The 21,628-nt window shown below is 66.4% G+C and carries 20 protein-coding genes; 8 read left to right on the top strand and 12 right to left on the bottom strand.

From position 1 onward, the window contains the following. Positions 1-319: 319 nt before the first annotated feature. Positions 320-2,728, top strand: coding sequence for a TonB-dependent receptor plug domain-containing protein (locus ACSUZJ_RS07030; RefSeq protein WP_499414603.1), 2,409 nt, complete (start codon positions 320-322; stop codon positions 2,726-2,728). Positions 2,729-2,817: 89 nt separating this feature from the next. Here ACSUZJ_RS07030 and ACSUZJ_RS07025 read toward each other — a convergent pair whose 3' ends face one another. Beyond that, positions 2,818-4,290, bottom strand: coding sequence for an alanine/glycine:cation symporter family protein (locus tag ACSUZJ_RS07025; protein WP_499414601.1), 1,473 nt, complete (start codon positions 4,288-4,290; stop codon positions 2,818-2,820). A gap of 266 nt (positions 4,291-4,556) precedes the next feature. On the opposite strand from ACSUZJ_RS07025, the gene ACSUZJ_RS07020 reads away from it, so the two are divergent. Beyond that, complete coding sequence (locus ACSUZJ_RS07020; RefSeq protein WP_499414599.1) at positions 4,557-5,507, top strand: MYG1 family protein; 951 nt, start codon at positions 4,557-4,559, stop codon at positions 5,505-5,507. A gap of 94 nt (positions 5,508-5,601) precedes the next feature. Here ACSUZJ_RS07020 and ACSUZJ_RS07015 read toward each other — a convergent pair whose 3' ends face one another. The 3 genes from ACSUZJ_RS07015 to ACSUZJ_RS07005 all read right to left on the bottom strand — a co-directional run bounded on the left by ACSUZJ_RS07015 (position 5,602) and on the right by ACSUZJ_RS07005 (position 7,407). After that, positions 5,602-5,997 (bottom strand): YkvA family protein, encoded by a 396-nt coding sequence (locus ACSUZJ_RS07015; RefSeq protein ID WP_499414597.1) that lies wholly within the window; start codon positions 5,995-5,997, stop codon positions 5,602-5,604. Between the two features lie 26 nt (positions 5,998-6,023). Further along, entirely contained in the window at positions 6,024-6,833 is an 810-nt protein-coding gene (locus ACSUZJ_RS07010) for an oxygenase MpaB family protein (RefSeq protein ID WP_499414595.1), read from the bottom strand. 166 nt (positions 6,834-6,999) lie between these two features. Continuing rightward, positions 7,000-7,407, bottom strand: coding sequence for a hypothetical protein (locus ACSUZJ_RS07005; protein ID WP_499414593.1), 408 nt, complete (start codon positions 7,405-7,407; stop codon positions 7,000-7,002). 161 nt (positions 7,408-7,568) lie between these two features. On the opposite strand from ACSUZJ_RS07005, the gene ACSUZJ_RS07000 reads away from it, so the two are divergent. Beyond that, the gene (locus ACSUZJ_RS07000; protein ID WP_499414591.1) at positions 7,569-7,769 is read left to right on the top strand and encodes a hypothetical protein; all 201 of its coding nucleotides are present in this window, start codon (positions 7,569-7,571) and stop codon (positions 7,767-7,769) included. Between the two features lie 9 nt (positions 7,770-7,778). Here ACSUZJ_RS07000 and ACSUZJ_RS06995 read toward each other — a convergent pair whose 3' ends face one another. The 4 genes from ACSUZJ_RS06995 to ACSUZJ_RS06980 all read right to left on the bottom strand — a co-directional run bounded on the left by ACSUZJ_RS06995 (position 7,779) and on the right by ACSUZJ_RS06980 (position 12,115). Then, on the bottom strand, positions 7,779-9,110 hold the full coding sequence (locus ACSUZJ_RS06995) for an ATP-binding protein (RefSeq protein WP_499414589.1): 1,332 nt from the start codon (positions 9,108-9,110) through the stop codon (positions 7,779-7,781). Beyond that, complete coding sequence (locus ACSUZJ_RS06990; RefSeq protein WP_499414588.1) at positions 9,107-9,769, bottom strand: response regulator; 663 nt, start codon at positions 9,767-9,769, stop codon at positions 9,107-9,109. The genes ACSUZJ_RS06995 and ACSUZJ_RS06990 overlap by 4 nt, the downstream gene beginning before the upstream one ends. Positions 9,770-9,818: 49 nt before the next feature. Continuing rightward, positions 9,819-11,339, bottom strand: a complete 1,521-nt coding sequence (locus tag ACSUZJ_RS06985) for a DegQ family serine endoprotease (RefSeq protein WP_499414586.1) — start codon at positions 11,337-11,339, stop codon at positions 9,819-9,821. A 311-nt stretch (positions 11,340-11,650) separates the two neighbouring features. After that, complete coding sequence (locus ACSUZJ_RS06980) at positions 11,651-12,115, bottom strand: Hsp20 family protein (protein ID WP_499414584.1); 465 nt, start codon at positions 12,113-12,115, stop codon at positions 11,651-11,653. 226 nt (positions 12,116-12,341) lie between these two features. On the opposite strand from ACSUZJ_RS06980, the gene ACSUZJ_RS06975 reads away from it, so the two are divergent. After that, positions 12,342-14,255: a M61 family metallopeptidase gene (locus ACSUZJ_RS06975; protein WP_499414582.1), complete on the top strand. Its 1,914-nt coding sequence runs from the start codon at positions 12,342-12,344 to the stop codon at positions 14,253-14,255. Between the two features lie 27 nt (positions 14,256-14,282). Next, a complete protein-coding gene (locus tag ACSUZJ_RS06970; RefSeq protein WP_499414580.1) occupies positions 14,283-14,633 on the top strand; it encodes a hypothetical protein in 351 nt (116 codons plus the stop codon). A 229-nt stretch (positions 14,634-14,862) separates the two neighbouring features. Here ACSUZJ_RS06970 and ACSUZJ_RS06965 read toward each other — a convergent pair whose 3' ends face one another. Then, positions 14,863-15,627: an alpha/beta hydrolase family protein gene (locus ACSUZJ_RS06965; protein ID WP_499414578.1), complete on the bottom strand. Its 765-nt coding sequence runs from the start codon at positions 15,625-15,627 to the stop codon at positions 14,863-14,865. A gap of 187 nt (positions 15,628-15,814) precedes the next feature. Here ACSUZJ_RS06965 and arsH point away from each other — a divergent pair, with 187 nt between their 5' ends. Next, complete coding sequence (gene arsH / locus ACSUZJ_RS06960) at positions 15,815-16,531, top strand: arsenical resistance protein ArsH (protein ID WP_499414576.1); 717 nt, start codon at positions 15,815-15,817, stop codon at positions 16,529-16,531. 148 nt (positions 16,532-16,679) lie between these two features. On the opposite strand, the gene ACSUZJ_RS06955 is transcribed toward arsH, so the two are convergent. Together ACSUZJ_RS06955 and imuA are read right to left on the bottom strand one after the other, a co-directional pair. Further along, a complete protein-coding gene (locus ACSUZJ_RS06955) occupies positions 16,680-18,161 on the bottom strand; it encodes a Y-family DNA polymerase (RefSeq protein WP_499414574.1) in 1,482 nt (493 codons plus the stop codon). Beyond that, positions 18,091-18,798 carry a translesion DNA synthesis-associated protein ImuA gene (gene imuA, locus ACSUZJ_RS06950; protein WP_499414572.1) on the bottom strand — a complete coding sequence of 236 codons (708 nt, stop codon included), beginning with the start codon at positions 18,796-18,798 and terminating at the stop codon, positions 18,091-18,093. The genes ACSUZJ_RS06955 and imuA overlap by 71 nt, the downstream gene beginning before the upstream one ends. Before the next feature lie 258 nt (positions 18,799-19,056). Here imuA and ACSUZJ_RS06945 point away from each other — a divergent pair, with 258 nt between their 5' ends. After that, positions 19,057-20,298 (top strand): putative Na+/H+ antiporter, encoded by a 1,242-nt coding sequence (locus ACSUZJ_RS06945; protein WP_499414570.1) that lies wholly within the window; start codon positions 19,057-19,059, stop codon positions 20,296-20,298. Positions 20,299-20,308: 10 nt separating this feature from the next. Continuing rightward, entirely contained in the window at positions 20,309-20,734 is a 426-nt protein-coding gene (gene hepT, locus ACSUZJ_RS06940; protein ID WP_499414568.1) for a type VII toxin-antitoxin system HepT family RNase toxin, read from the top strand. Positions 20,735-20,777: 43 nt separating this feature from the next. Here hepT and ACSUZJ_RS06935 read toward each other — a convergent pair whose 3' ends face one another. Then, complete coding sequence (locus ACSUZJ_RS06935; protein WP_499414566.1) at positions 20,778-21,605, bottom strand: ferritin-like domain-containing protein; 828 nt, start codon at positions 21,603-21,605, stop codon at positions 20,778-20,780. Between the last annotated feature and the right edge of the window lie 23 nt (positions 21,606-21,628).

Below are 21,628 nucleotides of genomic sequence, written 5' to 3'. Positions count from 1 at the left end.
CGCCTTGAGACAGCGTGGGCTCAGGAGCCCACCCTACGAACCCATCACATCTCACCCAATACGATTGGAACACGGGCTGTCTCCATGCACGCCGTGAAACAGCGTGGACACAGGTGTCCACCCTACCGAAACCGGCTCATGCCAACACCACGACTATCCCCGCAAAACCCTGCAATTCACAGCCATTTGCACCCAAGCTACATAGACAACATCACAATGGAACACCCCATTTTGGTGCATCCGTTGTGTTTCAGTCACACCCAGTGGTTGAGCCTGTCAATATTGATTAGGATGAAAATTTTCCTACTGGAGATGTTGCGTGCTTAATCCAACTCAATTGCGCCGCGCGGTGCTACTTGCCCTGTATGGCGGCGGCGCACTGGCTGCCTTCGTTTCACCGGCCCATGCCCAGACCGCCACGCCCGCCGCCACGCCTGTTGCCACCGATGCGGCCGCGGTGCAGAGCGTCCACGTGGTCGGCACGCGCCGCACCGGCGCCGCATCAAGCACCGACACGCCGGTCCCGGTCGACATCATCCCGATGACGCGCCTGACCGAACAGGGCAGCCAGTTCGACCTGGCGCAAACGCTGACCAACATCTCCCCCTCGTTCAACTCCACCCGCCAGAGCGGCGCGGACGGCGCCGACCTGGTTGATTCGGCAGCCCTGCGCGGCCTCGGCTCGGACCAGACCCTGGTGCTGGTCAACGGCAAGCGCCGCCACACCACCGCCCTGGTCAACCTGTTCGGCGCGCGCAACCGCGGCAATACCGGCACCGACCTGAACGCGATTCCGCTGATGGCGATCCGCAACGTGCAGGTGCTGCGCGACGGCGCCGCCGCCCAGTACGGCTCGGACGCGATCGCCGGCGTGATGAACATCGAACTGAAGAAGAACCTGGGCTGCGAAGCGGTCGCGGGCTGGGGCCAGTACAAGGAAGGCGACGGCGACAACTACCTGGCATCGGCCTACTGCGGCATCCCGGTCGCCGGCGGCAGCTTCGGCGTGACCGGCGAATACCTGTACCGCGGCCGTTCGAACCGCGCCGAGGAAGGCAACCCGCGCATCATCGGCGACAGCAAGACCGAGAACCAAACGGTTTATATCAATGGCGACTTCGCCCTCGGCGACGGCAAGGTGTACGTCACCGGCGGCGTCCAGCGCCGCGACGCCTCCTCGGCCGCGTTCGCGCGCGGCGGCATCGGCTCGGACGACATCCCGTCGCGCAACTCGGCCGCCATGTATCCGAACGGCTTCGTCCCCTTCATCAACGGCGACCTGAAGGACCGCTACGGCACCCTGGGCTACCGCGCCAAATTCGGCGACTGGAGCGCGGACTTCTCGCAGACCTACGGCTACAACCGCCTCAACTACACGATCGCCAACACGCTCAACGCCTCGATCGCCCAGCTCGACTTCATCCGCGGCGGCACCGGCGTCAGCCCGAGCTCCTTCTCGGCCGGCGGCTTCGACTTCAAGCAGTTGACCACCAACGCCGACTTCAGCCGCTACTACGGCGACATCTTCAACGGCCTGAACGCGGCCTTCGGCTTCGAGTACCGCAAGGAGAACTACAAGATCTTCGCCGGCGAACCGGGCTCCTACATCGACGCCGACGGCGTGGGCGTGGGCGGCAATGCCGGCAGCCAGGGCTTCCCGGGCTTCCAGCCGGGCGACGCGACAAGCCGCGGCCGCCACAGCACCGCCGCCTACCTCGACCTCGAGGCCGACGTCACCGAGCGTCTGAAGCTGCAGGCCGCGCTGCGCCACGAGCGCTTCTCCGACTTCGGCTCGACCACCGACGGCAAGCTCGCCGCCGCCTTCAAGCTGGGCGGCGACGTGCTGCTGCGCGGCTCGCTGAGCACCGGCTTCCGCGCACCGTCGCTGCAGCAGGTCTACTTCTCCTCGACCTTCACCGACTTCGTCAACGGCCAGCCGCTCGACGTGGTGCTGGCGCCGAACGGCGGCGCGGTCGCCAACGCGGCCGGCATCCCGAAACTGAAGGAAGAAAAGTCGAAGAGCGTCACGCTGGGCGCGACCTGGACGCCGTCGCAGTCGACCTCGGTCACGGCCGACCTGTACCGCATCGACATCGACGACCGCATCGTGCTGTCGGGCCGCTTCGACGCCGACAACTACCCGGCCCTGGGCGCGACCCTGCAGACGCTGGGCGTGGGCCAGGCCCAGTTCTTCGTCAACTCGGTCGACACCGAAACCAAGGGGCTGGACATCACCGCCTCGCACCGCATGCCGCTGGCTGCCGGCCGCCTCAACACCTTCCTCGCGCTGAACTTCAGCAAGACCGAAGTGACCGGCGTGCACGCACCGAGCTCGCTGGCCGGCTTCGAGGACGTGCTGCTGTCCGAACGCGAGCGCCTGTTCATCGAACAGGGCGGCCCGCGCCGCAAGGCCACCCTCGGCTTCGAGTACACCCAGGGCAAGTTCGGCACCGACTTCCGCATCATCCACTTCGGTCCCCAGACCCTGGGCACCTTCTCGGGTCCGCCGGTGCCGAACGCCTACTACGAGCCGAAGACCTCGGCCGACCTGTCGTTCAGCTGGGCCTTCAGCGATAGAACGAAGCTGACCGTTGGCGGCACCAACCTCTTCAACGTCAAGCCGACCGAACAGGATCCGAACGAGACCGACAACGGCTTCAAGTACGAGAGCGTGCAGTTCGGCCTGAACGGCGCAGCTTACTTCGCGCGTCTCTGGCACAAGTTCTGACGAACAAGCGCAAGCAGAACTGGAAGTACCAAAAAAACAGCAGCCTCGGCTGCTGTTTTTTTCGGCTCATCTTTTAATGATTCACCTTCTTAACCGACCACCTTCTCGGTCTCGCCGGTGACCTTCCCTTCGGCCAGCCGCTTCTCCCAGTAATGCGCATTCTTGATCCCCAGCTTCACCGGATCGAACTGCGGGTCCTTGCCCGCGGCCTTCTGCGCCTCGTAGTCGCGCAGGCATTTGAAGGCGACGTTGCGCATCAGGAGGATGGCGATCAGGTTCAGCCAGGCCATCAGGCCCACGCCGATGTCGCCCAGCGCCCAGGCCACGTCGGCGGTCTTGACGGTGCCGTAGACGGTGGCCGCGATGATCGCCACCTTCAGTGCGAACTTCATCCACGGATGGCGCGCATGGCGGTCGATATAGGCGATGTTGGTCTCGGCGATGTAGTAGTAGGCCACGATGGTGGTGAAGGCGAAGAACAGCAGCGCCACCGCAACAAAAATGGCGCCGAAGCCCGGCATCACGTTTTCCAGCGCGGTCTGCACATAGCCCGGACCGCTGGCCACGCCCTGCACGCCGGTGTACATGGCGACGCCGTTCGGACCCTCGACGTTGTACTGGCCGGTAATGAGCAGCATGAAGGCGGTGGCCGAGCACACGAACAGGGTGTCGACGTAGACCGAGAAACCCTGCACCAGGCCCTGCTTGGCCGGGTGGCTCACTTCCGCCGCCGACGAGGCGTGCGGACCGGTACCCTGGCCTGCCTCGTTCGAGTACACGCCGCGCTTCACGCCCCACTGGATGGCCATGCCGATGATGGCGCCGAAGCCCGCGTCCAGGCCGAAGGCCGAGCTGAAGATCAGCTTCAGCACGCCGGGGAGCTGCTCGATGTTCAGGAAGATGATGACGCAGGCGACGATGATGTAGCCCAGCGCCATGAAGGGCACGATCAGCTCCGCGAAGGTGGCGATGCGCTTGACGCCGCCGAAGATGATGAAGCCCAGCGCGATCGCCAGCAGCGCCGCGGTGACGTTCGGGTCGATGCCGACGGCGGTCTTCAGGCCCTCGGCGATGGAATTGGCCTGCACGCCCGGCAGCAGCAGGCCGGTGGCGAGGATGGTGGCGAAGGCGAAGGTCAGGGCATACCACTTCATGCCCAGGCCCTTCTCGATGTAGAAGGCCGGGCCGCCGCGGTATTCCTTGGCGATCTGCTCCTTGTAGACCTGGCCCAGGGTCGATTCCACGAAGGCGGAGCTGGCGCCGAGGAAGGCCACCGCCCACATCCAGAACACGGCGCCGGGGCCGCCGAAGGTGATCGCGGTCGCCACGCCGGCAATGTTGCCGGTGCCCACACGGCCGGCCAGGGTCATGGTCAGCGCCTGGAAGGACGAGACGCCCTGCTCCGAACTCTTACCTTCGAACATCAGGCGCGTCATCTCGCGCACATGCCGCAGTTGAAGGAAACGCGAGCGCAGCGAGAAATACAGCCCCGCTCCGAGACAGAGCACGATCAGCGCCGGGCTCCAGATAATTCCATTGATGGTACTGACCAACTCATTCATCTACATGTTCCCCATTGCATGCGCGGCGACACTGTCGCCTGGATGTTGTCGTTCGTGACCGGAAACGTTGTCCGATCTTCAGGAACCACACGATACCTCAAGGTTTGGGCGATTCCTATTTTTTTGTTGCAATCATTCCCGCCTGCACCGCCGCAGTGCAGGCGCCGCCGGTCTCGCCGGCGCTTGCCCACCCGCAGGGCATTCGCGCCCCAGTCTTAAAGCCAGTATCATTCGCCCCGAGAAATCGATCAGAAAAGAGGAAAACCATGGTCATCGTGACCCACAATGGCAAGTTCCATGCGGATGACGCATGGGCTTGCGCCGTACTGAACATCCTGTTCCCCGAAGCCGAACTGGTGCGCACGCGCGACCCGGCCATCATCGAGGCGGCCGACTTCGCCGTCGACGTCGGCGGCATCTGGGACCCGGCGGCTGGCCGCTTCGACCACCACCAGAAAGGATTCAGTGGCGCGCGCCTCACCGGCGTGCCCTACGCCAGCGCCGGCCTGGTCTGGCGCGAATACGGCGCGCGCTGCGTCGCCGCCCTGGCTGCCCGGCACCTTGGCCAGCAACTGAAGGACAGCACGGCGCTCGAGATGGCCTATGCGATCGACGCCGACATCGTGCAATACCTCGACCTGTCGGATGTTGGCGCCGCGAAGAACGCACCGGGCGGCTATGGCCTGTCGGCCATCGTGTCCGGCTTCAACCCCAACTGGATGGACGAGGAGCGCATCGGCTATGGCGAGCCGACCGAGGCCTATCGCCTGCAGGAATTCCGCCGCGCCATGGCGCTGCTGACCGACATCATGGTCAATTCGGTCAAGTACCGCGTCGGCGCCCTGCTCGCGGTGGAACAGGTGCGCGACGCCGAAACGCTGGAAAACGGCCGCCTGCTCTACCTGAGGAACAGCGCCCTGCCCTGGTCGAGCGTGGTGCGCAAGGAAATGCCCAAGGTGCTGTTCGTGATCAGCCACAGCATCGGCGAGCAGCGCTACATGCTGCACACGGTGTCGGTAAGCCCGGAGAGCTTCGAGGCGCGCGCCGACCTGCCCGCGCCCTGGGCCGGCCTGCGCGATGCGGACCTGGCGGCGGTGACCGGCGTGCCGGATGCGACCTTCTGCCACAACGGCAGGTTCATTGCCGCGGCCAAGTCCTACGACGGGGTGCTGGCGATGGCGAAGCAGGCGCTGGAGGCGGCGGACGCGGGGCAATAAGGCTACACTGGCAGGCTCACGTTTCCCTTCCGTAAGGCAACGAAAACCCTGGCCCGCCTGTGAGCGGCCGCTGCCAGCCAGAAGCGGCAGGCTTTCACAGGCGGGGAGATGCCAGGTAGCGCCAGATTGCCCAGGAGGCCAGTATCCAGGCCAGGACGACAAAAGCGATGCCCCAGTTGCTTGTCGGCTTACGGCCCGCATTCTCCATCCATTCCTCCGCCCTGCTCCTGCATTCCGCGAGGACCTCGGATGGAAGAAGCCTGACTGCGAGCCAGATCAGGACCGGCAGCAGGATCACATCGTCAAGGTAGCCGAGGACCGGGATAAAGTCTGGAATCAGGTCGATGGGACTCAAGGCGTAAGCGACGACAAGGACGCAAAGCAGCCTGGCCACGAGGAGCGTGCCAGCGTGTTTGCGCGCGAACCACAACGTGACGCCGTCGCGCTTGATCCTGCGTGCCCAGTCACGCGTCTTGTCGAGAAGGTCCACTGCTCTGCCACGTCTCTGCGTTGTGCTCATTGCTTCCGCGCCAGCCGCCGCGCTGCCTGCAGCGGCGGCGTATCCCCCAGCGGCAGCAGGGCGCTCGAGCGCGCCAGGGCTCTTACCAGCGCCGCCTCGCCCAGGCGCAAACCCCGTCCACGCAACTGCGGCAGCGACCGCACCGGCTCGGGGAGCATGTCCACGGCGGCGCGCACCAGCAGCCGCTGGAGCGGACGCAGCGGGGCCGGCACGATCGGCGCCTCGTTCATGATCCGCAGGAAGTCGGCGAGAATGCCCGAGCCTTCCAGACGGGGCGCGGTGGCGGCGAGCAACGCTTCCCATCCTGCCCATGAGTGCGGCAGGCCGGTCGCGCCATACAGCCGGGCGGACGCCTGGCCTTCGACGAAGGCGGCATCCTTCTCGCGCGCACTCAGGGACTGGACATGGCGGTGATAGGCCTCGGTGAACCCGAACACGGCGGTCGCCTGCACCCAGTCGAGCAGGCGCGGATCGTTGGCGTGATAGGCAAGCCCGTCTGGCGTGGTGCCGCGCACATGCTCGTGCATGCGCACCACGCGCGCGATCAGCTGCTCGCTTGCTGAGCGCGGGCCGTACACGGTCATCATGGCCGCGAAGCCGGTGCGGCGCAGGCGCATGCCCGGATCGCGCTGGAAGCCGCCCTGGTCCCAGACGCCCGAGCGTACCGAGGGTTCGGCCAGCTCGAGCAGCACCGCCGCCACCCCGCCGACGAACAGGACAATCGGATTGGCGAACACCCGCCAGGCCACGCCGTCAGCGGGCGCCAGCGCGGGTTCGCCGGGCGGCTGGCTGAAATCGAATGCCATGCCCGGGGGCGGGCGCAGCAGCTCCCGTATTGAATTCAGCATATGCGGCAGCAAGATCGCGCCTCCAGGATGCTCCCTGAAAAAAACAGCCCCGGTATGGCCGGGGCTGGATGAGAGCGGTCGATCCGGGAATCGTTCAGGCGAAGACCTTGCTTCGCCAGGGCGATTATTTCGAAGCGTCCTGCATCTTCTCGCCGGCGCGCTCGACAGCCTTGCCGGTCGCGTTGGCCGCGTCGCTCGCGCCTTCCTTGACGTTCTGGGCGGCTTCACGCGATTCCTGGCGGACTTCGGCGCCGGCCTGTTCCATCTTGTCGCCTGCACGCTCCGCGGCTTTGTCGATGTTCTCGCCGGCACGCTCGGCGGCGTTCTCGATCTTCTCGCCGGCGCGGTCGGTTGCCGCGTCGACGCGCTCGGCGCCTTCCTTGGCGGCGTCTGCCGCGTTGGCGCCGGCGTTATCGATGGCGGCGCCGGCTTCCTGGGCCGGACCCATGTTCGGGTTGTCGTCGGCTTTCTTGCAGCCGGTGGCGACCATGGCAACAGCCAGCATCAGGGCGGGGATGGTGATCTTTTTCATAATATGCTCCCAAATAAAAAGTTGTAATTTAGATTACATCTTTCCGGGCGAGCACGTCACACAATTGGTGTAACGGGTGTTGCGAAATGTAAGCAGGAGCCTGCCTGCGCGCGGCAACATCGCAGGAAACGGGAGCCTGCCGGCGCATGATAGGATGGGACATGGACCGCCGCACCGACTACAAGACCGCCCTGCTCATCCACACGATCGTCCACGCGCCGCTCGTCGCGGGCCAGCCTTCCCCTGCACGCGAACTGGCGCGCCTGGGCGTGCCCTTCGACGTGGCGCGGCGGGTGCTCACCAGGCCGGCCGAGCGGCGCCACCAGTTTCCCTCGCGCGAACTGCCGACGAATCTGCGCTGAGCGATTTCCCTAGGCTTTCGCGGCCGGGAAACGCACCAGCGCCGCCAGCCCGCCCAGCCGCTCCGACTTGTCGAGTTTCAGGGTCGCCCCATGGCGCTCGGCGATCGCCTTGATGATCGCCAGGCCCAGGCCGCTGCCGGCGGCCTCGCTGCCGGCCACGCGGTAGAAGCGGTCGAACACGCGCTCGCGTTCCTCGGGCGGGATGCCCGGGCCGCTGTCCTCGACGATCACCACTGCCGCGTCTTTTTCATGGCGCACCGCGATGTCGACCGTGCCGCCACCCGGGGTGTACTTCACCGCGTTCTCGACCAGGTTGCGCAGCAGGATGTGCAGCGCATCGGGCTGGCCTTCGATGCTGACTTCGTCGGCATGCTGCAGCCCCAGGTCGATCTGCTTGGCCTGGGCCAGGCCGGCCAGGTCGCCCACCGTGCGGCGCACCAGCTCGGCCAGGTCGACCGGCCTGCAGGCCGCGCCGTCCGCGGCCGAGGCTTCCTGGCGCGCCAGCACCAGCAGCTGCTCGACCAGGCGCGTGGCGCGGTCGATGCCGGCCGTCAGCCGCGCCACGGCCGTCTTGCGCGCTTCCGGCGTGTCGGCGCGGTCCAGGCTTTGCGCCTGCAGGCGCAGCGCGGCCAGCGGGGTGCGCAGCTCGTGGGCGGCGTCGGCGACGAAATGCTGCTGGGCGTCAAACGCCGTCTTCACGCGCCCGAACAGCAAATTCAGTTCGTGCACCAGCGGACGCACCTCGTCCGGCAGGCCGGCTTCCGACACCGGCGACAGGTCGTCGGCCTGGCGCGCCGCCACCTGCTTGCGCACGCGCGCCACGGGTTCGAGCGAACCGCTCACCACCCACCACACGACCAGCATCAGCATCGGCATCATGACGGCGATCGGTCCCAGCGTGCGCAGGGCCAGGTTGCCCGCCATGTTGCGGCGCACGGCCAGGTCCTGGGCCACCTGCACGGTCTGGCCGGCGGTCTGGATCGAGAACACGCGGTAGGTGGTGCCGTTGGCCTTGACGTTGGAGAAGCCGAGCACCGCGCGCTGCGGCAGGCGCGCGCGCGAAACGCTGTGGAAGACCTGCACGCCGTCCGGCGACCACATCTGCACCACCAGGTCGTCGTTGCCCGGCGCCTCGTCGATGCGCTCGCGCGCCTCGGTGTTCGACAGCGGCGTGCCCGAGCGCAGCGAGAGCGCCATCTGCTGCATGTGGTAGTCGAAGATCTGGTCGGCGTCGGACAGCGCCGTGTTGTAGGCGATCGAGGCTTGCGCCAGCGCCGCCAGCGTAATGGCCGCCAGCAGGAACCAGAGCAGGCGCCCGCGCAGCGAGTGTGTCACCTTCATGCCTTGGGTACCATGTATCCCACCCCCCGCACGTTCTGGATCAGGTCGCTGCCGAGCTTCTTGCGCAGGCCGTGGATATAGACCTCGACCGCGTTGCTGCTGACTTCATCGCGCCAGCTGTAGAGCTTTTCTTCAAGTTGAGCACGAGACAGCACGGCGCCCGGACGCGCGACGAGCGCCTCGAGCACGGCCCATTCGCGCGCCGACAGCGAGACCGGCTCGCCGTCGACCAGGGTTTCGCGGGTGGCGGGGTTGACGGAGATGTTCTTGTATTCGAAGACGGGTTCGGCGCGCCCGGCGGCGCGCCGCAGCAACGCACGGATGCGCGCCAGCAGTTCGTCGAGATCGTAGGGTTTCAGGACGTAGTCGTCGGCGCCGGCGTCCAGGCCGGCGATGCGCTGGGCGACGGAATCGCGTGCGGTGGCGACCAGCACCGGGGTACGGTCCTTGCGGTTGCGCATCGAGCGCAGCACCTCGAGACCGTCCTTCCTCGGCAGGCCGAGGTCGAGCAGGACCAGGTCGTAGTTCTGGTTCTGCATCAGGGCCGTGTCGGCCATTTCGCCGTCCTTGACCCAGTCGACGGCGTAGTGCTCGGCCCGCAGCAGGTCGAGCACCACTTCACCGATCATCGTATCGTCTTCCACCAGCAGCAGCCGCATGTTTGTACCTCTTCGTGTGTTACCCGGCTGCGCTGGGGGACGTCAGGTCTCAGCCAATCCGCACCGGAATGAAGATTTTGTCATTCCCGCGCTGGATCAGCAAGGCGACCGACTTGCTGGACTTGCCCACCATGTCGCGCACCTGGTCGACGCTGTTGACCGGCTTGCCGTTCACCGACAGCAGCACGTCGCCCGGCGCCACGCCGGCCAGCTCGGCCGCGCCGCGCGCGTCCTCGATCACGAGGCCGGAGGCGATGCCGCTCTGGCGGCGCTCGATCGGTTCGAGCGGACGCAGGACCAGGCCCAGCTTGGCGCCCTTGTCGGCCGCCGCGATCGCCTCGTCCTCGGACGGCTGGGCCCTGTCGCTGGCATTGGCCAGGGTCGCGTTCAGGCGCACGATCTTGCCGTCGCGCCAGACGTCGAGCGTGACCTTGTCGCCCGGCTTGGACACCGCCAGCATGCCCGGCAAATCGCCCGAGCCGATGATGGGCTGGCCGTTCACCTTGCGCACGATGTCGCCCGACTTCAGGCCGGCCTTTTCGGCGGCGCTGCCGCGTTCGACATTGGCGACCAGGGCGCCTTCCGGCGAATCGAGGTTGAAGGAATCGGCAAAGCCCTGGTTCACATCCTGGATCGTCACACCCAGCTTGGCGTGCTGCACCTTGCCGGTGGTGAGGATCTGGTCCTTGATGCGCGAGGCGACGTCGATCGGGATCGCGAACGACAGGCCCTGGTAGCCGCCGGTCTGGCTGTAGATCTGCGAGTTGATGCCGACCACCTCGCCGCGCGTGTTGAACAGCGGACCGCCCGAGTTGCCCGGGTTGACCGCGACGTCGGTCTGGATGAACTGCACGCTGCTGTCGCTCGGCAGGCTGCGGCCGGTGGCGCTGACCACGCCGGCGGTGACAGTCGACTCCAGCCCGAAGGGCGAGCCGATCGCCAGCACCCATTCGCCGGTCTGCAGGTTGCGTGCGTTCCCCAGCGGGACGGTGGGCAGGTTCTTGGCGTCGATCTTCAGCACGGCGACGTCGGTGGCCGGGTCGGAGCCGAGCACCTTGGCGCGGAACTCGCGGCGGTCGGCCAGCTTGACCGTCACCTCGCTGGCGCCCTTCACCACGTGGGCGTTCGTCAGGATGACGCCGTCCGGGCTCACAATGAAGCCCGATCCGGCGCCGAAAACGGGAGTGTCGCGTTGCGGACCGCGCGGGTCCTGGAACTGGCGGAAGAATTCGTAGAACGGATCGCCCGGGCTCATCGGCGGCATGCCGCGCGCACTGGTCTTGGTCGTGCCCATGACGCGGATGTTGACCACCGCCTTGCCGTTCTGCTTGGCGATGCGGGTGAAGTCCGGCAGGGTGACGGTGGCGGCGGGAGCGCCTGCCGCCGCTGCGGGTGCCGGGGCCGGAGCGGGCGTGGGGGCCGCTGCGACGGCCGCGGGCGCACCCTGGGCAGTGGCGTTGTTGTGGTTGACTGCAATTGCACCGACCGCCCCGCCAATAACGCCCGCCGCGCACAGCGCCAGCGTGAGACGTTTTGCGGTGATGGCAGTGACTGCACCTTCGTTTTGCATGGACGTGCTCCTGATTGATGGTGTGGGTCGATGACGGATCATCGATGGTGTTAGTTTCGCCGATCTGTCTTAGAACATGCTTAAAACTCAGCTTTACAGCAGGCGGCGATTCGTAGGGTGGGCGCCCTGTGCCCACGCGTAAACGATGCACATCGTTGACCTGGTTTACGCGCCAACACCATGCAAGCGTCACGCGCGGGCACGGGGCGCCCACCCTACGTCTCCGATCCCGATTACCGGACAATTCTGTCCGCACGGGGACGTAAAAAAGGGCGCCCAACGGGCACCCTCTTTCGCTACTGCCTTATACCTTAGGCGGCTTGGCGCTGTTCCAGTTGCTGGACATTTTCAATGGTGCCATTGCCGTCGCCAATCGCGATCTTGCGCGGCTTGAGTTCCTCGGGCACTTCGCGCACCAGCTCGATGGTCAGCATGCCGTTGTCGAACGAGGCGGTGGTGACCTTCACGTGGTTGGCCAGCTGGAAGCGCTGTTCGAAGTCGCGGGCGGCGATGCCGCGGTGCAGGTAGGTACGCTGGGTCTCGTCCTTCTGCTTGCGACCGGTCACGTGCAGGGTGTCGCGCTCGGCGACGATTTCCACTTCGTTGCGGTTGAAGCCGGCCAGCGCCATCACGATACGGTATTTGTCCTCGGCGACCAGCTCGATGTTGTACGGCGGGTAGCTCGGCTGCGACTCGGCGCGTTGCTCGAGCAGGCTGGCCAGGCGGTCAAAACCGATGGCGGAACGGTACAGGGGAGTGAGATCGAAAGTACGCATGATAAATATCCTTGTAAAGTTAAGCGATATGTTGACGGACCTCATCGTGAGCATCCGTTGGGACCAATCTAATGCCACGCCAGCAGGTTTTCAAGGGATACGAAATACGGATTTTTAGGCTGTTTTGCAAATTTTATTTGCAACCATGTTTCAGAGTATTTCGCCCTCTTCCGCCATGGGCTGCGTGCTACACTCGTCCGGTTTTGTTACCCGAACACATCACAAGATGAGCGCTCACCTCCCGTTTTCCTTCGCCGCCAAGACGGCCTCCACCCTCGCCCTGGCGCTCGCGCTGGCCTTCCCCGCACAGGCCGCCGTCCCGGCGCCCGTCGACCAGCCCTACCCCGGCACCATCGTCCTGAAAGTCGATGCGACCAACCTGTCGCAGCAGATCTTCCGCATGCGCATGACGGTGCCGGTCAAGCCTGGCCCGATGACCTTCCTGTACCCGCAATGGCTGCCGGCGAACCACGGTCCGAGCGGTCCGCTGACGCAGCTGGCCGGCCTGAAGTTCACGGCGAACGGCAAGCCGGTCGAGTGGACGCGCGACCCGGTCGAGGTCTTCGCTTTCCACGTCACGGTGCCCGAGGGCGCGTCGACGCTGGACGTCGAATATCAGTTCCTGTCGCCGCTCGACCCGGGCCAGGGCCGCATCGTCATGACCGACGACATCATCGGCCTGCAATGGCCCTCGGTGACGCTCTACCCGGCCGGCTACGTGGCGCGCCGCATCACGGTCCAGCCTTCGCTCACGCTCCCGAGCGGCTGGCAGTACGGCACCGCGCTGGAAACCGCGGAACGTAGCGGCGACGAGATCCGGTTCAAGCCCCACGACCTGGAAACGCTGATCGATTCGCCGCTCTTCGCCGGCCGCCACTTCAAGCAGTACGACCTCGACCCGGGCGCCAGGGTGCGCGTCTCGCTGAACGTCGTCGCCGATAGTCCGGAAAGCCTGGAAGCCAAGCCCGAGCAGATCGCCGCCCACCGCGCGATGGTGCAGCAGTCGCTGAAACTCTTCGGCTCGCACCACTACCAGCACTACGACTTCCTGCTGGCGCTGTCGGACGAATTCGGCGGCATCGGCCGCGAACACCACCAGTCGAGCGAGAACGGCGTCAAGCCGGGCTACTTCAGCGACTGGGCGCGCACGGAGGCCGGGCGCGACCTGCTGCCGCACGAGTACACCCACTCGTGGAACGGCAAGTTCCGCCGCCCTGCCGGCCAGGACGTCCCGAACTTCAACACTCCGCTGCAGAACAGCTTGCTGTGGGTCTACGAAGGCCAGACCCAGTACTGGGGCGGCATCATCGCCGCGCGCTCGGGCCTGGTCTCGCAGGCCAGTGCGCGCGACGCGCTGGCCGCCACTGCGGCGCGCTACGACAACACCCAGGGCCGCGCCTGGCGCGCGATGCAGGACACGGTGAACGACCCGATCATCGCCGGCCGCCGCGCCCTGGCCTGGAGCAACTGGCAGCGCAGCGAGGACTACTACTCGGAAGGCGCGCTGATCTGGCTCGACGTGGACACCAAGATCCGCGAACTGTCCGGCGACAAGCGCTCGCTCGACGATTTCGCGCGCGCCTTCTACGGCATCGACAACGGCAGCATGCTTCCCGCCTTCTACACCTTCGAGGACGTCGTGGCGACGCTGGACAAGGTGCAGAAATTCGACTGGACGCCTTTCCTGCGCACGCGCGTCGAAGGCCACGGCCCGGGCGCACCCCTCGACGGTTTGAAACGCGCCGGCTGGAAGCTGGTCTACACCGACACGCCGACGGACTACATCAAGGCCCTGGAAGAGCGCAGCAAGTCGGCCGACTTCAGCTACTCGCTGGGCTTCTCGGTACGCGCCGACGGCGGCGTGAGCAATGTGATCTGGGACGGCGTCGGTTTCCGTGCCGGCCTGGCCGGGAACACGACCATCGTGGCCGTGAACAACAAGGTGTTCAAGCCGGAGGTGCTGAAGGCGGCCGTGAAGGCGGCCAAGGGAACCAAGGCGCCGATCGAGCTCCTGGTTCGCAAGGGCAACAACCTGCGCACCATCTCGCTCGACTACCACGACGGCCTGCGCTACCCGCGCCTGGAACGCATCCCGGGCACGCCGGACCGCCTGGAAGCGATTTACAAGGCGCTGAAGTAAATCCGGGGTCGGTGGTATGCTGTGATCATGACTACCGACTCTTCAGATATTGAACTGTCCGGGCCGTTCAAGGCCACGGACGGTAACGGCCAATCCCACGACGTCAAGGCGATCCGCATTTTCGACGAGGGCTACGGCATCATCGACGTCTACGTGGACTTCGCCAAGCCCATCGATGCGGGGCTCTACAAGGACAAGGTCCTGGTAAAGCAGATCATCGACCGCCTGCGCGCGCTCGGTTACAAGGGACCGGACTTCGGCCACAGCGACCCGGGCCTGCAGGACCGCAAGCTGATCGTGCTCGAGGCGCCGGAGGAGTTCGCGGCGTTTGCCAAGAGCCGCGGGTGGAAGAACCTGGCGGAAGACTTCGACGAATAATCGCGGCGTGACCTGTAGGGTGGGCACTTTGTGGTGCTGGCATTTAGCCAGCCCCACTGCCCACGCGGACATTCGCGTCGTGTTGGCTGCGCTATCGTGGCTCCGTTTTCATGTCGCGGTGTTTCCTTGGGTGACTCCGCGGCTGTTCATCCATCCTCATACAAATCACGTTCGCACTGTGCCGGCTTCCGCGTGGGCACGGAGTGCCCACCCTACGTTTCGCGACCAATCACGCCGCATCAATATACCGCGCACTCCACGCCGCAATCATCGCGGCCACCTGCGCCGCGTCTTCCCTTCCCGTCACCAGGTGATCCATCCCGTCGAGCGACACGAAGCTCTTCGGATAAGACGCCAGCTCGAAAATCCGCTGGCCGTTGGCGATGTCGACGGTATCGTCGTTCGGCGCATGCATCACCATCAGCGCACGGCCCAGGTGAGCGATCCGCTCGCTCAAGGCGTGCTGCGTCGCATCTTCCACGAACTGCTGGCGGATATGAAAATCGCGTCCCGCCAGCTTGACCCGCGCCTCGCCCAGCTGGGCCAGCGTGTCGAGGTGCCCGGACAGCAGTTTATCGACCACGTAGTGCGGATCGCTCGGCGACGCGATCGTCACCACGGCCGTCGACTCGGGAATGCGGCCGGCGGCGGCGAGCACCGCCGTCCCGCCCATGCTGTGGCCGACCAGCAGCCGCGGCGCCGCGAAATGCGCGCGCAGGAAACCGGCTGCGGCCAGCAGGTCTTCCACGTTGGACGAGAAATTGGTGTCGGCAAAGTTGCCGGCGCTGGAACCGAGGCCGGCAAAGTCGAAGCGCAGCATCGCCACGCCGCGCTCGGCCAGGCCGTGGCAGATGCGGTTCGCCGCCAGCACGTCCTTGCTGCAGGTGAAGCAATGGGCGAAGACGCCGTAGGCGCGCGGTGTGCCCTCGGGCATGTCCAGCTTGGCCGCCAGCTTGCCGTGCGGGCCCTGGAACTCGACGCGTTCTGTGAGCATGATGTCCTTCTGTTTCTGGGAAGGCGCTACTCTGCACGGGATTGCGAATGCATGCAAGGCGGGGACGAGAGCCCTGCGCCCGTATCCCTTGAGCTATTATTTCCGACCGGCTCGTGCGGAGACGATCGTCCCTCCTGCTCACCCTGAGTGCACTGCCTCTGCGCCTGAACCAAGACCAAGGAAACACATGGACAAGATCCCGAACCTCCCCAACATCCGCCCGGAACTGCTGGACCTGCCGACGATGGACAAGCTCGCACCAAGCGGCGAGCTGAATCATCCGCCGCGCATCCTGATGCTCTACGGCTCGCTGCGCGAACGCTCCTTCAGCCGCTTCCTCACCGAAGAGGCGGCGCGCATCCTGGAGCACTTCGGCGCCGAAGTCAGAATCTTCGACCCGATGGAACTGCCAATGGTCGGCAGCGTACCCGAGACCCACCCGAAAGTGGCCGAGCTGCGCGAGCTGTGCCTGTGGTCGGAAGGCCAGGTCTGGTGCAGCCCGGAGCGGCACGGTGCGATCACGGCGGTGATGAAGAACCAGATCGACTGGATTCCGCTGGAGATGGGCGCGATCCGTCCGAGCCAGGGCCGCACGCTGGCGGTCATGCAGGTCTGCGGCGGCTCGCAGTCCTTCAACGTGGTCAACACCCTGCGCCTGCTGGGGCGCTGGATGCGCATGTTCACGATCCCGAACCAGTCCTCGGTGCCGATGGCCTACAAGGAGTTCGACGAGGAAGGCCGCATGAAGCCGTCCGCCTACTACGACCGCGTGGTGGACGTGATGGAAGAGCTGTTCAAGATGACCTTGCTGATGCGCGGGAGGACGGACTACCTGACAGACCGTTACAGCGAGCGCAACGAGCGGGCGCAGAAGGCGATCAACCGGCAGATCGAGAAGCTGTAAGGCTTTTCTCGGGACGCTGCCTTAACGCTCGGGCCGGGCATGGGTACATGGCTAGGGACATGGGTAACACCTGGCTAGGGACATGGGTAACACTCGTGGCCTGCCGTTCACCCTAGGGGTCATCGCCAAGTCATCCGGCTGACTCTGCTCACCCAAACAAGCCATGCAGGAACCACCTCGGCTCCGCATCCTCCCCCGCCCCCACGATGCGCTCCCGATACACCCAGTACAGCGCATGATCCTGCCCCTCAGCGATGAAATAGTCGCGCGTCTGCGTCTTGCTCCACCACCCGGCCTCGATGCGTTCGGGCGTCGAGGCCATTTTCAAGGGCGAGCCGTAGAAGGGCCGGTGGTTGCGCATCAGCAGCGCGATCGGCTTGGCCAGGATCCAGGTCGGGCGCGGCAGGCTTTCCACATCCGGCGGCATCTGCGATGAACGCTCCTTCTCGCGCACCTTCTGCTGCACCGGGACCCAGGTATTGGCTACTTCGGGCCGGTAGTCGGCCTGCGGCAGCGCCTGCAGCACGTTCTCGGGGCCGAGGCGCGCGACCAGCAGCTCCAGCATGCGCAGGCGGTCTTCCTCGGTACCGCCCGGCTCGGGGAAGAGCGACTCGCTCGGCGGCGCCATCGGCTGCACCTGGCTGGCGTCGAGCGCCAGCGCGATGACGGGCGCTTCGAGCACCAGCTTGGCCAGGCGTTCGCGCAGCAGGCGCACCAGGTGCTCGTCGCGCCAGGTGGGCTCGGCCAGCGCGATCTCGACCTTTGTTGCCGGACGCGCCACCCTGCCGCGCTCGTGTTCGAGCAGCAGCGTGATGCGCTCCACGGCCAGCTGGCGGGCGCACAGCCAGCCGGTCAGCTGCTGCACCAGGCGCTCGGCGCCCGCCAGGCATTCCTCGGCGTTCTCGAGCCGGTCGAAGAGTTCGATCTTCGCGTGAAAACTGGTCGGCGCCTCGACCCATTCGAACAGTTCGGGCGCCATGCCGTAGGCGGCGTCGAGCATGTCGAGCAATTCTCGTCCGCAGCGCCGCTGCAGGCCGGGGCGCGGCAGGCGCCGCATGGCGCCGAGGTCGAAGCAGCCGATGCCTTCGAACCAGGCGGCGAAGGGGCGCGCCGGCGGCGGCAGGCTGCTCGGCAAGGCGTCGAGGCGGCGCGTGAGCGAAGCGATGGTCAAGACCCGCCCTGCGCGGCGGCGCGCCAGCATCCAGGCGCCGCGCGCGGTGGGCGCGCAACTGAGCACGCCGGTAAAGCCGAGGGCGCGCAGGCTGGCCCGCACCCGCAGGCACAGCGCGCGCACGCCCCCGAACAGGCGCAGGCTGGCGCCGATGTCGATCAGGAGGGTCGATTCCTCGGCCACCGTGACCAGCGGCGTGTACTGCAGCAGCGCCAGCGCCGCCGCGTGCAGGGCCTCGGCTTCGCGCTCGGGCGCGCGCACGTGCAGGCGCGCCTCGGGCATGAGCATCAGGACGCCGCCGCGGCGCATGCCGTGACTGACCCCGGCGGCGCGCGCGGCCGGTGACGCCGCCAGCACGCGCTCCTGCTCGAGCACGACGCTGCCGGCGTCACCCGACCAGTTCGGGCTGAAGACCTCGAGCGGTAACAGGGGCAGGTGCAGGCCGATCCACAAACGCATGACGTTGGAGCAAAGAAGGAGTGAGTGGAAGGAACAGGGGCGCGTCGCGCTGCGGCCCCCGGCGCTTGACGAAGCCGAGCTCGAGCCCGCCGGCGGCGGGCCGCAGCGACAGGCGCAGCGGCGCCGGCGAGGAATCCTGGGCGGCGGCGAGCGGGCGCATCATGAAGAACAGGGTTTCGCCGCTCTGCGCCGCCAAGTGCAGCCGGCGCAGGCTGTCGCCGCGCACGTGGTTGGTCCAGAAGAGCAAGGCCCCGCAACTGCCGCTGCGCAGCACCTGCTCGGCCGCCCATAGCGCATCGTTGGTGCGGCTGCTGCGCAGCCAGATCAGCTGCGCGGGCGGCACGCCGAGCGCGGCCAGCGCCAGCGCCTGGGGCGGATGGGGCGGCTGCAGCAGCACGATGCGGCGCGCCGCCACCTCGGCCAGGGCCGGACGCAGCAGGCGCATTTCGCCGATGCCGGGCTGTTGCAGCAGCAGGTCGACCAGGGTGCCGGTCGGCCAGCCGCCGCCCGGCAACTGCTTCGACAGCACCGGGTGTCCGGTGTCGACACAGCGCGTGCCGGCGCGCGCGAGCTGCGAGGCGAGCCATAGCGAAGGATGCAATTCTTCCGGCGCAGCATGGTGTTGTAAGCAAGACATGATTAGGGGCAATGCAAAAGTACTGGATGGATATACAGTACTCGGTCGTTCAGCTTTTGGCAAGATGTGTATATTCTGTCCATGCAGGATTTCACCTTGTCCCTGTGCCCGCGCAAGCCTACGCTCTACGAAGGAGCCGCCTCCCGTCTCTCCGACTTGCATCAAAAGGTGAAATAATGGCGCTTCCCTCATTATTCGCCTGACAATGTCCGTAGCTCTCTTCTACCCGTCGTACACAACGCAAGACCGAGGCCAGCCATGACCACCATCCAGCTGGTCGGCGCCATCCTGTTCGCCTGCGCACTCATCCATACTTTCGCGGCCAAGGGTTTCGAGATCCTGGCCGACCGCCATCCGCGCCACGCGGGCCTGTTCCACCTGCTGGGCGAAGTCGAGGTCGTGTTCGGTTTCTGGGCCTTCGTCCTGATCGCGGCGATGGCCCTGGTCTCCGGTCCCGATGCCGCCATCGACTACGCCGAGTCGCGCCACTACACCGAGCCCCTGTTCGTCTTCACCGTCATGGTGATCGCCGCCTCGCGTCCCGTGCTCGACGCGGTGCGCGCGCTGCTGCGCACCACGGCGCGCCTGGCGCCGGTGCGCACCGAGGTGGCGCTGGCCTGGCTCGGCCTGGCGCTGGTGCCGCTGGCCGGCTCCCTGATCACGGAACCGGCGGCGATGACGCTGGCGGCCCTGATGCTGGCGCCCCAGGTGTTCCGGCCTGGCGTTCCCGAGGCGCTGAAATACGGCGCGCTGGGCGTCCTGTTCGTCAACGTCTCGATCGGCGGCACCCTGACCTCGTATGCCGCGCCGCCGGTGCTGATGGTGGCCGGCACCTGGGGCTGGGACAGCGCCTACATGTTCACCCACTTCGGCTGGCGCGCGGCCCTGGCCGTGTTCATCAACGCCACCGTCATCGTCCTGCTGCTGCGCCGCCACCTGGCGCCGGCCGCCGCCGTCCCGGAAGACAGGACGGTGCCGCTGAAGGTCTCGCTGATCCACCTGGCCTTCCTGGCCGCCGTGGTGCTGCTGGCTCACCATCCGGTGCTCTTCCTCGGCCTGTTCATGCTGTTCCTGGGCTTCACCCGTGCATACGAACGGCACCAGGATCCGCTGATCCTGAAGGAAGGTTTATTGGTCGGCTTTTTCCTGGCAGGCCTGGTGGTGCTTGGCGGCATGCAGCAATGGTGGCTGCAGCCCATCGTGTCCAGCCTGGGCCCGACCGCGCTGTTCTTCGGCGCGCTGGGGCTGACTGCCATTACCGACAATGCCGCCCTCACCTATCTCGGCTCGCTGATCGCGGGCCTGTCCGAACACGCGCAATATATGCTGGTGGCCGGCGCGGTGGCCGGCGGCGGCCTGACCGTGATCGCGAATGCCCCGAACCCGGCCGGCGCCGCCCTGCTGCGCAACGGCTTCGAAGACGAATCGATCGGCGCCCTCGGCCTGCTTGGCGGGGCGCTGGGGCCCACCATCGTGGCGGCGCTGTTATTTCTGATCTAGAGGAGCAAGCATGGACGAGACCGTATTGATCGGCAAGACCGGCACCATCGAACGCTGCTGCCGACGCGCCCGCGAGGAATACGAGAAAGACCCGACCACCTTCGTCGGCGACGTCACGCGCCAGGACGCGGCTACGCTCAACGTGATCCGCGCCTGGGAGGCGGCGGTGGAGATGGGGGACTACGTGATCGCCGAGGCCGGGCTGGGCACGCCGCACGACGAGCGCGAGGTGATCACCCTGCTTGCCGACAACGGCTGGATCGCGCCCACGCTGGCCGAGGATCTGAAGCGCACCGGCGAATTCTGCCGCGCGGAATGGGATCACCAGGCCGCGCCGCTGCCGGCGCTGGTGACCATCATCAAGCGCGGGCTGGACGATTTCGGCACGTATAGCCAGGCATTGCTGGCGGGCGTGGCGGCAGCGCCAGGCGCGTAAAGCAGGCGCATCGGCCTGGCGCTGCCTTTCTGCTTCCACCGCCTCAGGAAGTCGATCCCGGCGGCGCCACCGGGGCCGCGCCCACACCCATGGTCGCGCCTGGCGTGGCCGCGCCGCTGGCGCTGTGCATGGCGCCCGCCTGGGCAGCGTTGTTCAGCCCGACTGCCTGCTCGTACCAGGTCTGGATCATGCTCAGGTGCTTGCGCTCCTGCTGCAGGGCATTGCTGAAGCCCTCGACCATGTCGGCCTGCTCGTGCTCGTGCGCCAGCGCGATCAGGGTCTCCCAGCCGACGCCGTCGCTCAGCTCGGCTGTCAGGATCGCATGCAGCGACTGGGCCACGCTGGTGCGCGGATCGTTCAGCACCTGGACCAGGCCCATGGCCTCGACGCCGGCCAGGTCGGCGCTCGGCGTCATCGCCGTCGGATCGCCGCCCATCGAGGCGATCGCGTCGGCCAGCAGCACGGCATGGCGCGCCTCGTCGCCGCGGATGCTGGCGACCTCGTCGATGCTGATGGTCGCGGTGGCCGCGTTCACTGCGGACAGCTTGGTCAGCAACGCGTCGTAGAGCCGGGTCGCGGTGCGTTCCATCGCCAGGCGTTCGGCCAGCTTGTCGAGCAGCACCTGGGGCTTGTCGCCCTTGAGCATGTTGACGCCCATGCTGACCATGCCCTTCATGGTGCCCGGGATCGGGATCGAACCAAGCCCCTCGCCTTCGGCGATATAGGCCTGGCGCAGCGCCGCCGCCTGGGTTTCGTCGCCCGGGTGGCCGCGGGTAAGGATCTTGTCGTCGCTGAGCATGGCCTTGGTCTCGAGCGGCGCCATTTGCACGCCGGTCTTGTTCATGCCCACGTGTTCTTTCTCTTGAGCCATATTTCCTCCTGAATGTGCGATGT

The sequence above is a fragment of the Telluria sp. B2 genome (genome assembly GCF_051789535.1).
Classification (GTDB): Bacteria; Pseudomonadota; Gammaproteobacteria; order Burkholderiales; family Burkholderiaceae_D; genus Telluria.
This window is presented reverse-complemented; position numbering and strand designations above follow the sequence as displayed.

Bases quoted from the DNA above. Each gene is read 5' to 3' on its own strand.
- ACSUZJ_RS07025 (WP_499414601.1), bottom strand. From the start codon at position 4,290: ATGAATGAGTTGGTCAGTACCATCAATGGAATTATCTGGAGCCCGGCG.
- ACSUZJ_RS07020 (WP_499414599.1), top strand. From the start codon at position 4,557: ATGGTCATCGTGACCCACAATGGCAAGTTCCATGCGGATGACGCATGG.
- ACSUZJ_RS07010 (WP_499414595.1), bottom strand. From the start codon at position 6,833: ATGGCATTCGATTTCAGCCAGCCGCCCGGCGAACCCGCGCTGGCGCCC.
- ACSUZJ_RS07005 (WP_499414593.1), bottom strand. From the start codon at position 7,407: ATGAAAAAGATCACCATCCCCGCCCTGATGCTGGCTGTTGCCATGGTC.
- ACSUZJ_RS07000 (WP_499414591.1), top strand. From the start codon at position 7,569: ATGGACCGCCGCACCGACTACAAGACCGCCCTGCTCATCCACACGATC.
- ACSUZJ_RS06995 (WP_499414589.1), bottom strand. From the start codon at position 9,110: ATGAAGGTGACACACTCGCTGCGCGGGCGCCTGCTCTGGTTCCTGCTG.
- ACSUZJ_RS06990 (WP_499414588.1), bottom strand. From the start codon at position 9,769: ATGCGGCTGCTGCTGGTGGAAGACGATACGATGATCGGTGAAGTGGTG.
- ACSUZJ_RS06985 (WP_499414586.1), bottom strand. From the start codon at position 11,339: ATGCAAAACGAAGGTGCAGTCACTGCCATCACCGCAAAACGTCTCACG.
- ACSUZJ_RS06980 (WP_499414584.1), bottom strand. From the start codon at position 12,115: ATGCGTACTTTCGATCTCACTCCCCTGTACCGTTCCGCCATCGGTTTT.
- ACSUZJ_RS06975 (WP_499414582.1), top strand. From the start codon at position 12,342: ATGAGCGCTCACCTCCCGTTTTCCTTCGCCGCCAAGACGGCCTCCACC.
- ACSUZJ_RS06970 (WP_499414580.1), top strand. From the start codon at position 14,283: ATGACTACCGACTCTTCAGATATTGAACTGTCCGGGCCGTTCAAGGCC.
- ACSUZJ_RS06965 (WP_499414578.1), bottom strand. From the start codon at position 15,627: ATGCTCACAGAACGCGTCGAGTTCCAGGGCCCGCACGGCAAGCTGGCG.
- arsH (WP_499414576.1), top strand. From the start codon at position 15,815: ATGGACAAGATCCCGAACCTCCCCAACATCCGCCCGGAACTGCTGGAC.
- ACSUZJ_RS06955 (WP_499414574.1), bottom strand. From the start codon at position 18,161: ATGCGTTTGTGGATCGGCCTGCACCTGCCCCTGTTACCGCTCGAGGTC.
- imuA (WP_499414572.1), bottom strand. From the start codon at position 18,798: ATGTCTTGCTTACAACACCATGCTGCGCCGGAAGAATTGCATCCTTCG.
- ACSUZJ_RS06945 (WP_499414570.1), top strand. From the start codon at position 19,057: ATGACCACCATCCAGCTGGTCGGCGCCATCCTGTTCGCCTGCGCACTC.
- hepT (WP_499414568.1), top strand. From the start codon at position 20,309: ATGGACGAGACCGTATTGATCGGCAAGACCGGCACCATCGAACGCTGC.
- ACSUZJ_RS06935 (WP_499414566.1), bottom strand. From the start codon at position 21,605: ATGGCTCAAGAGAAAGAACACGTGGGCATGAACAAGACCGGCGTGCAA.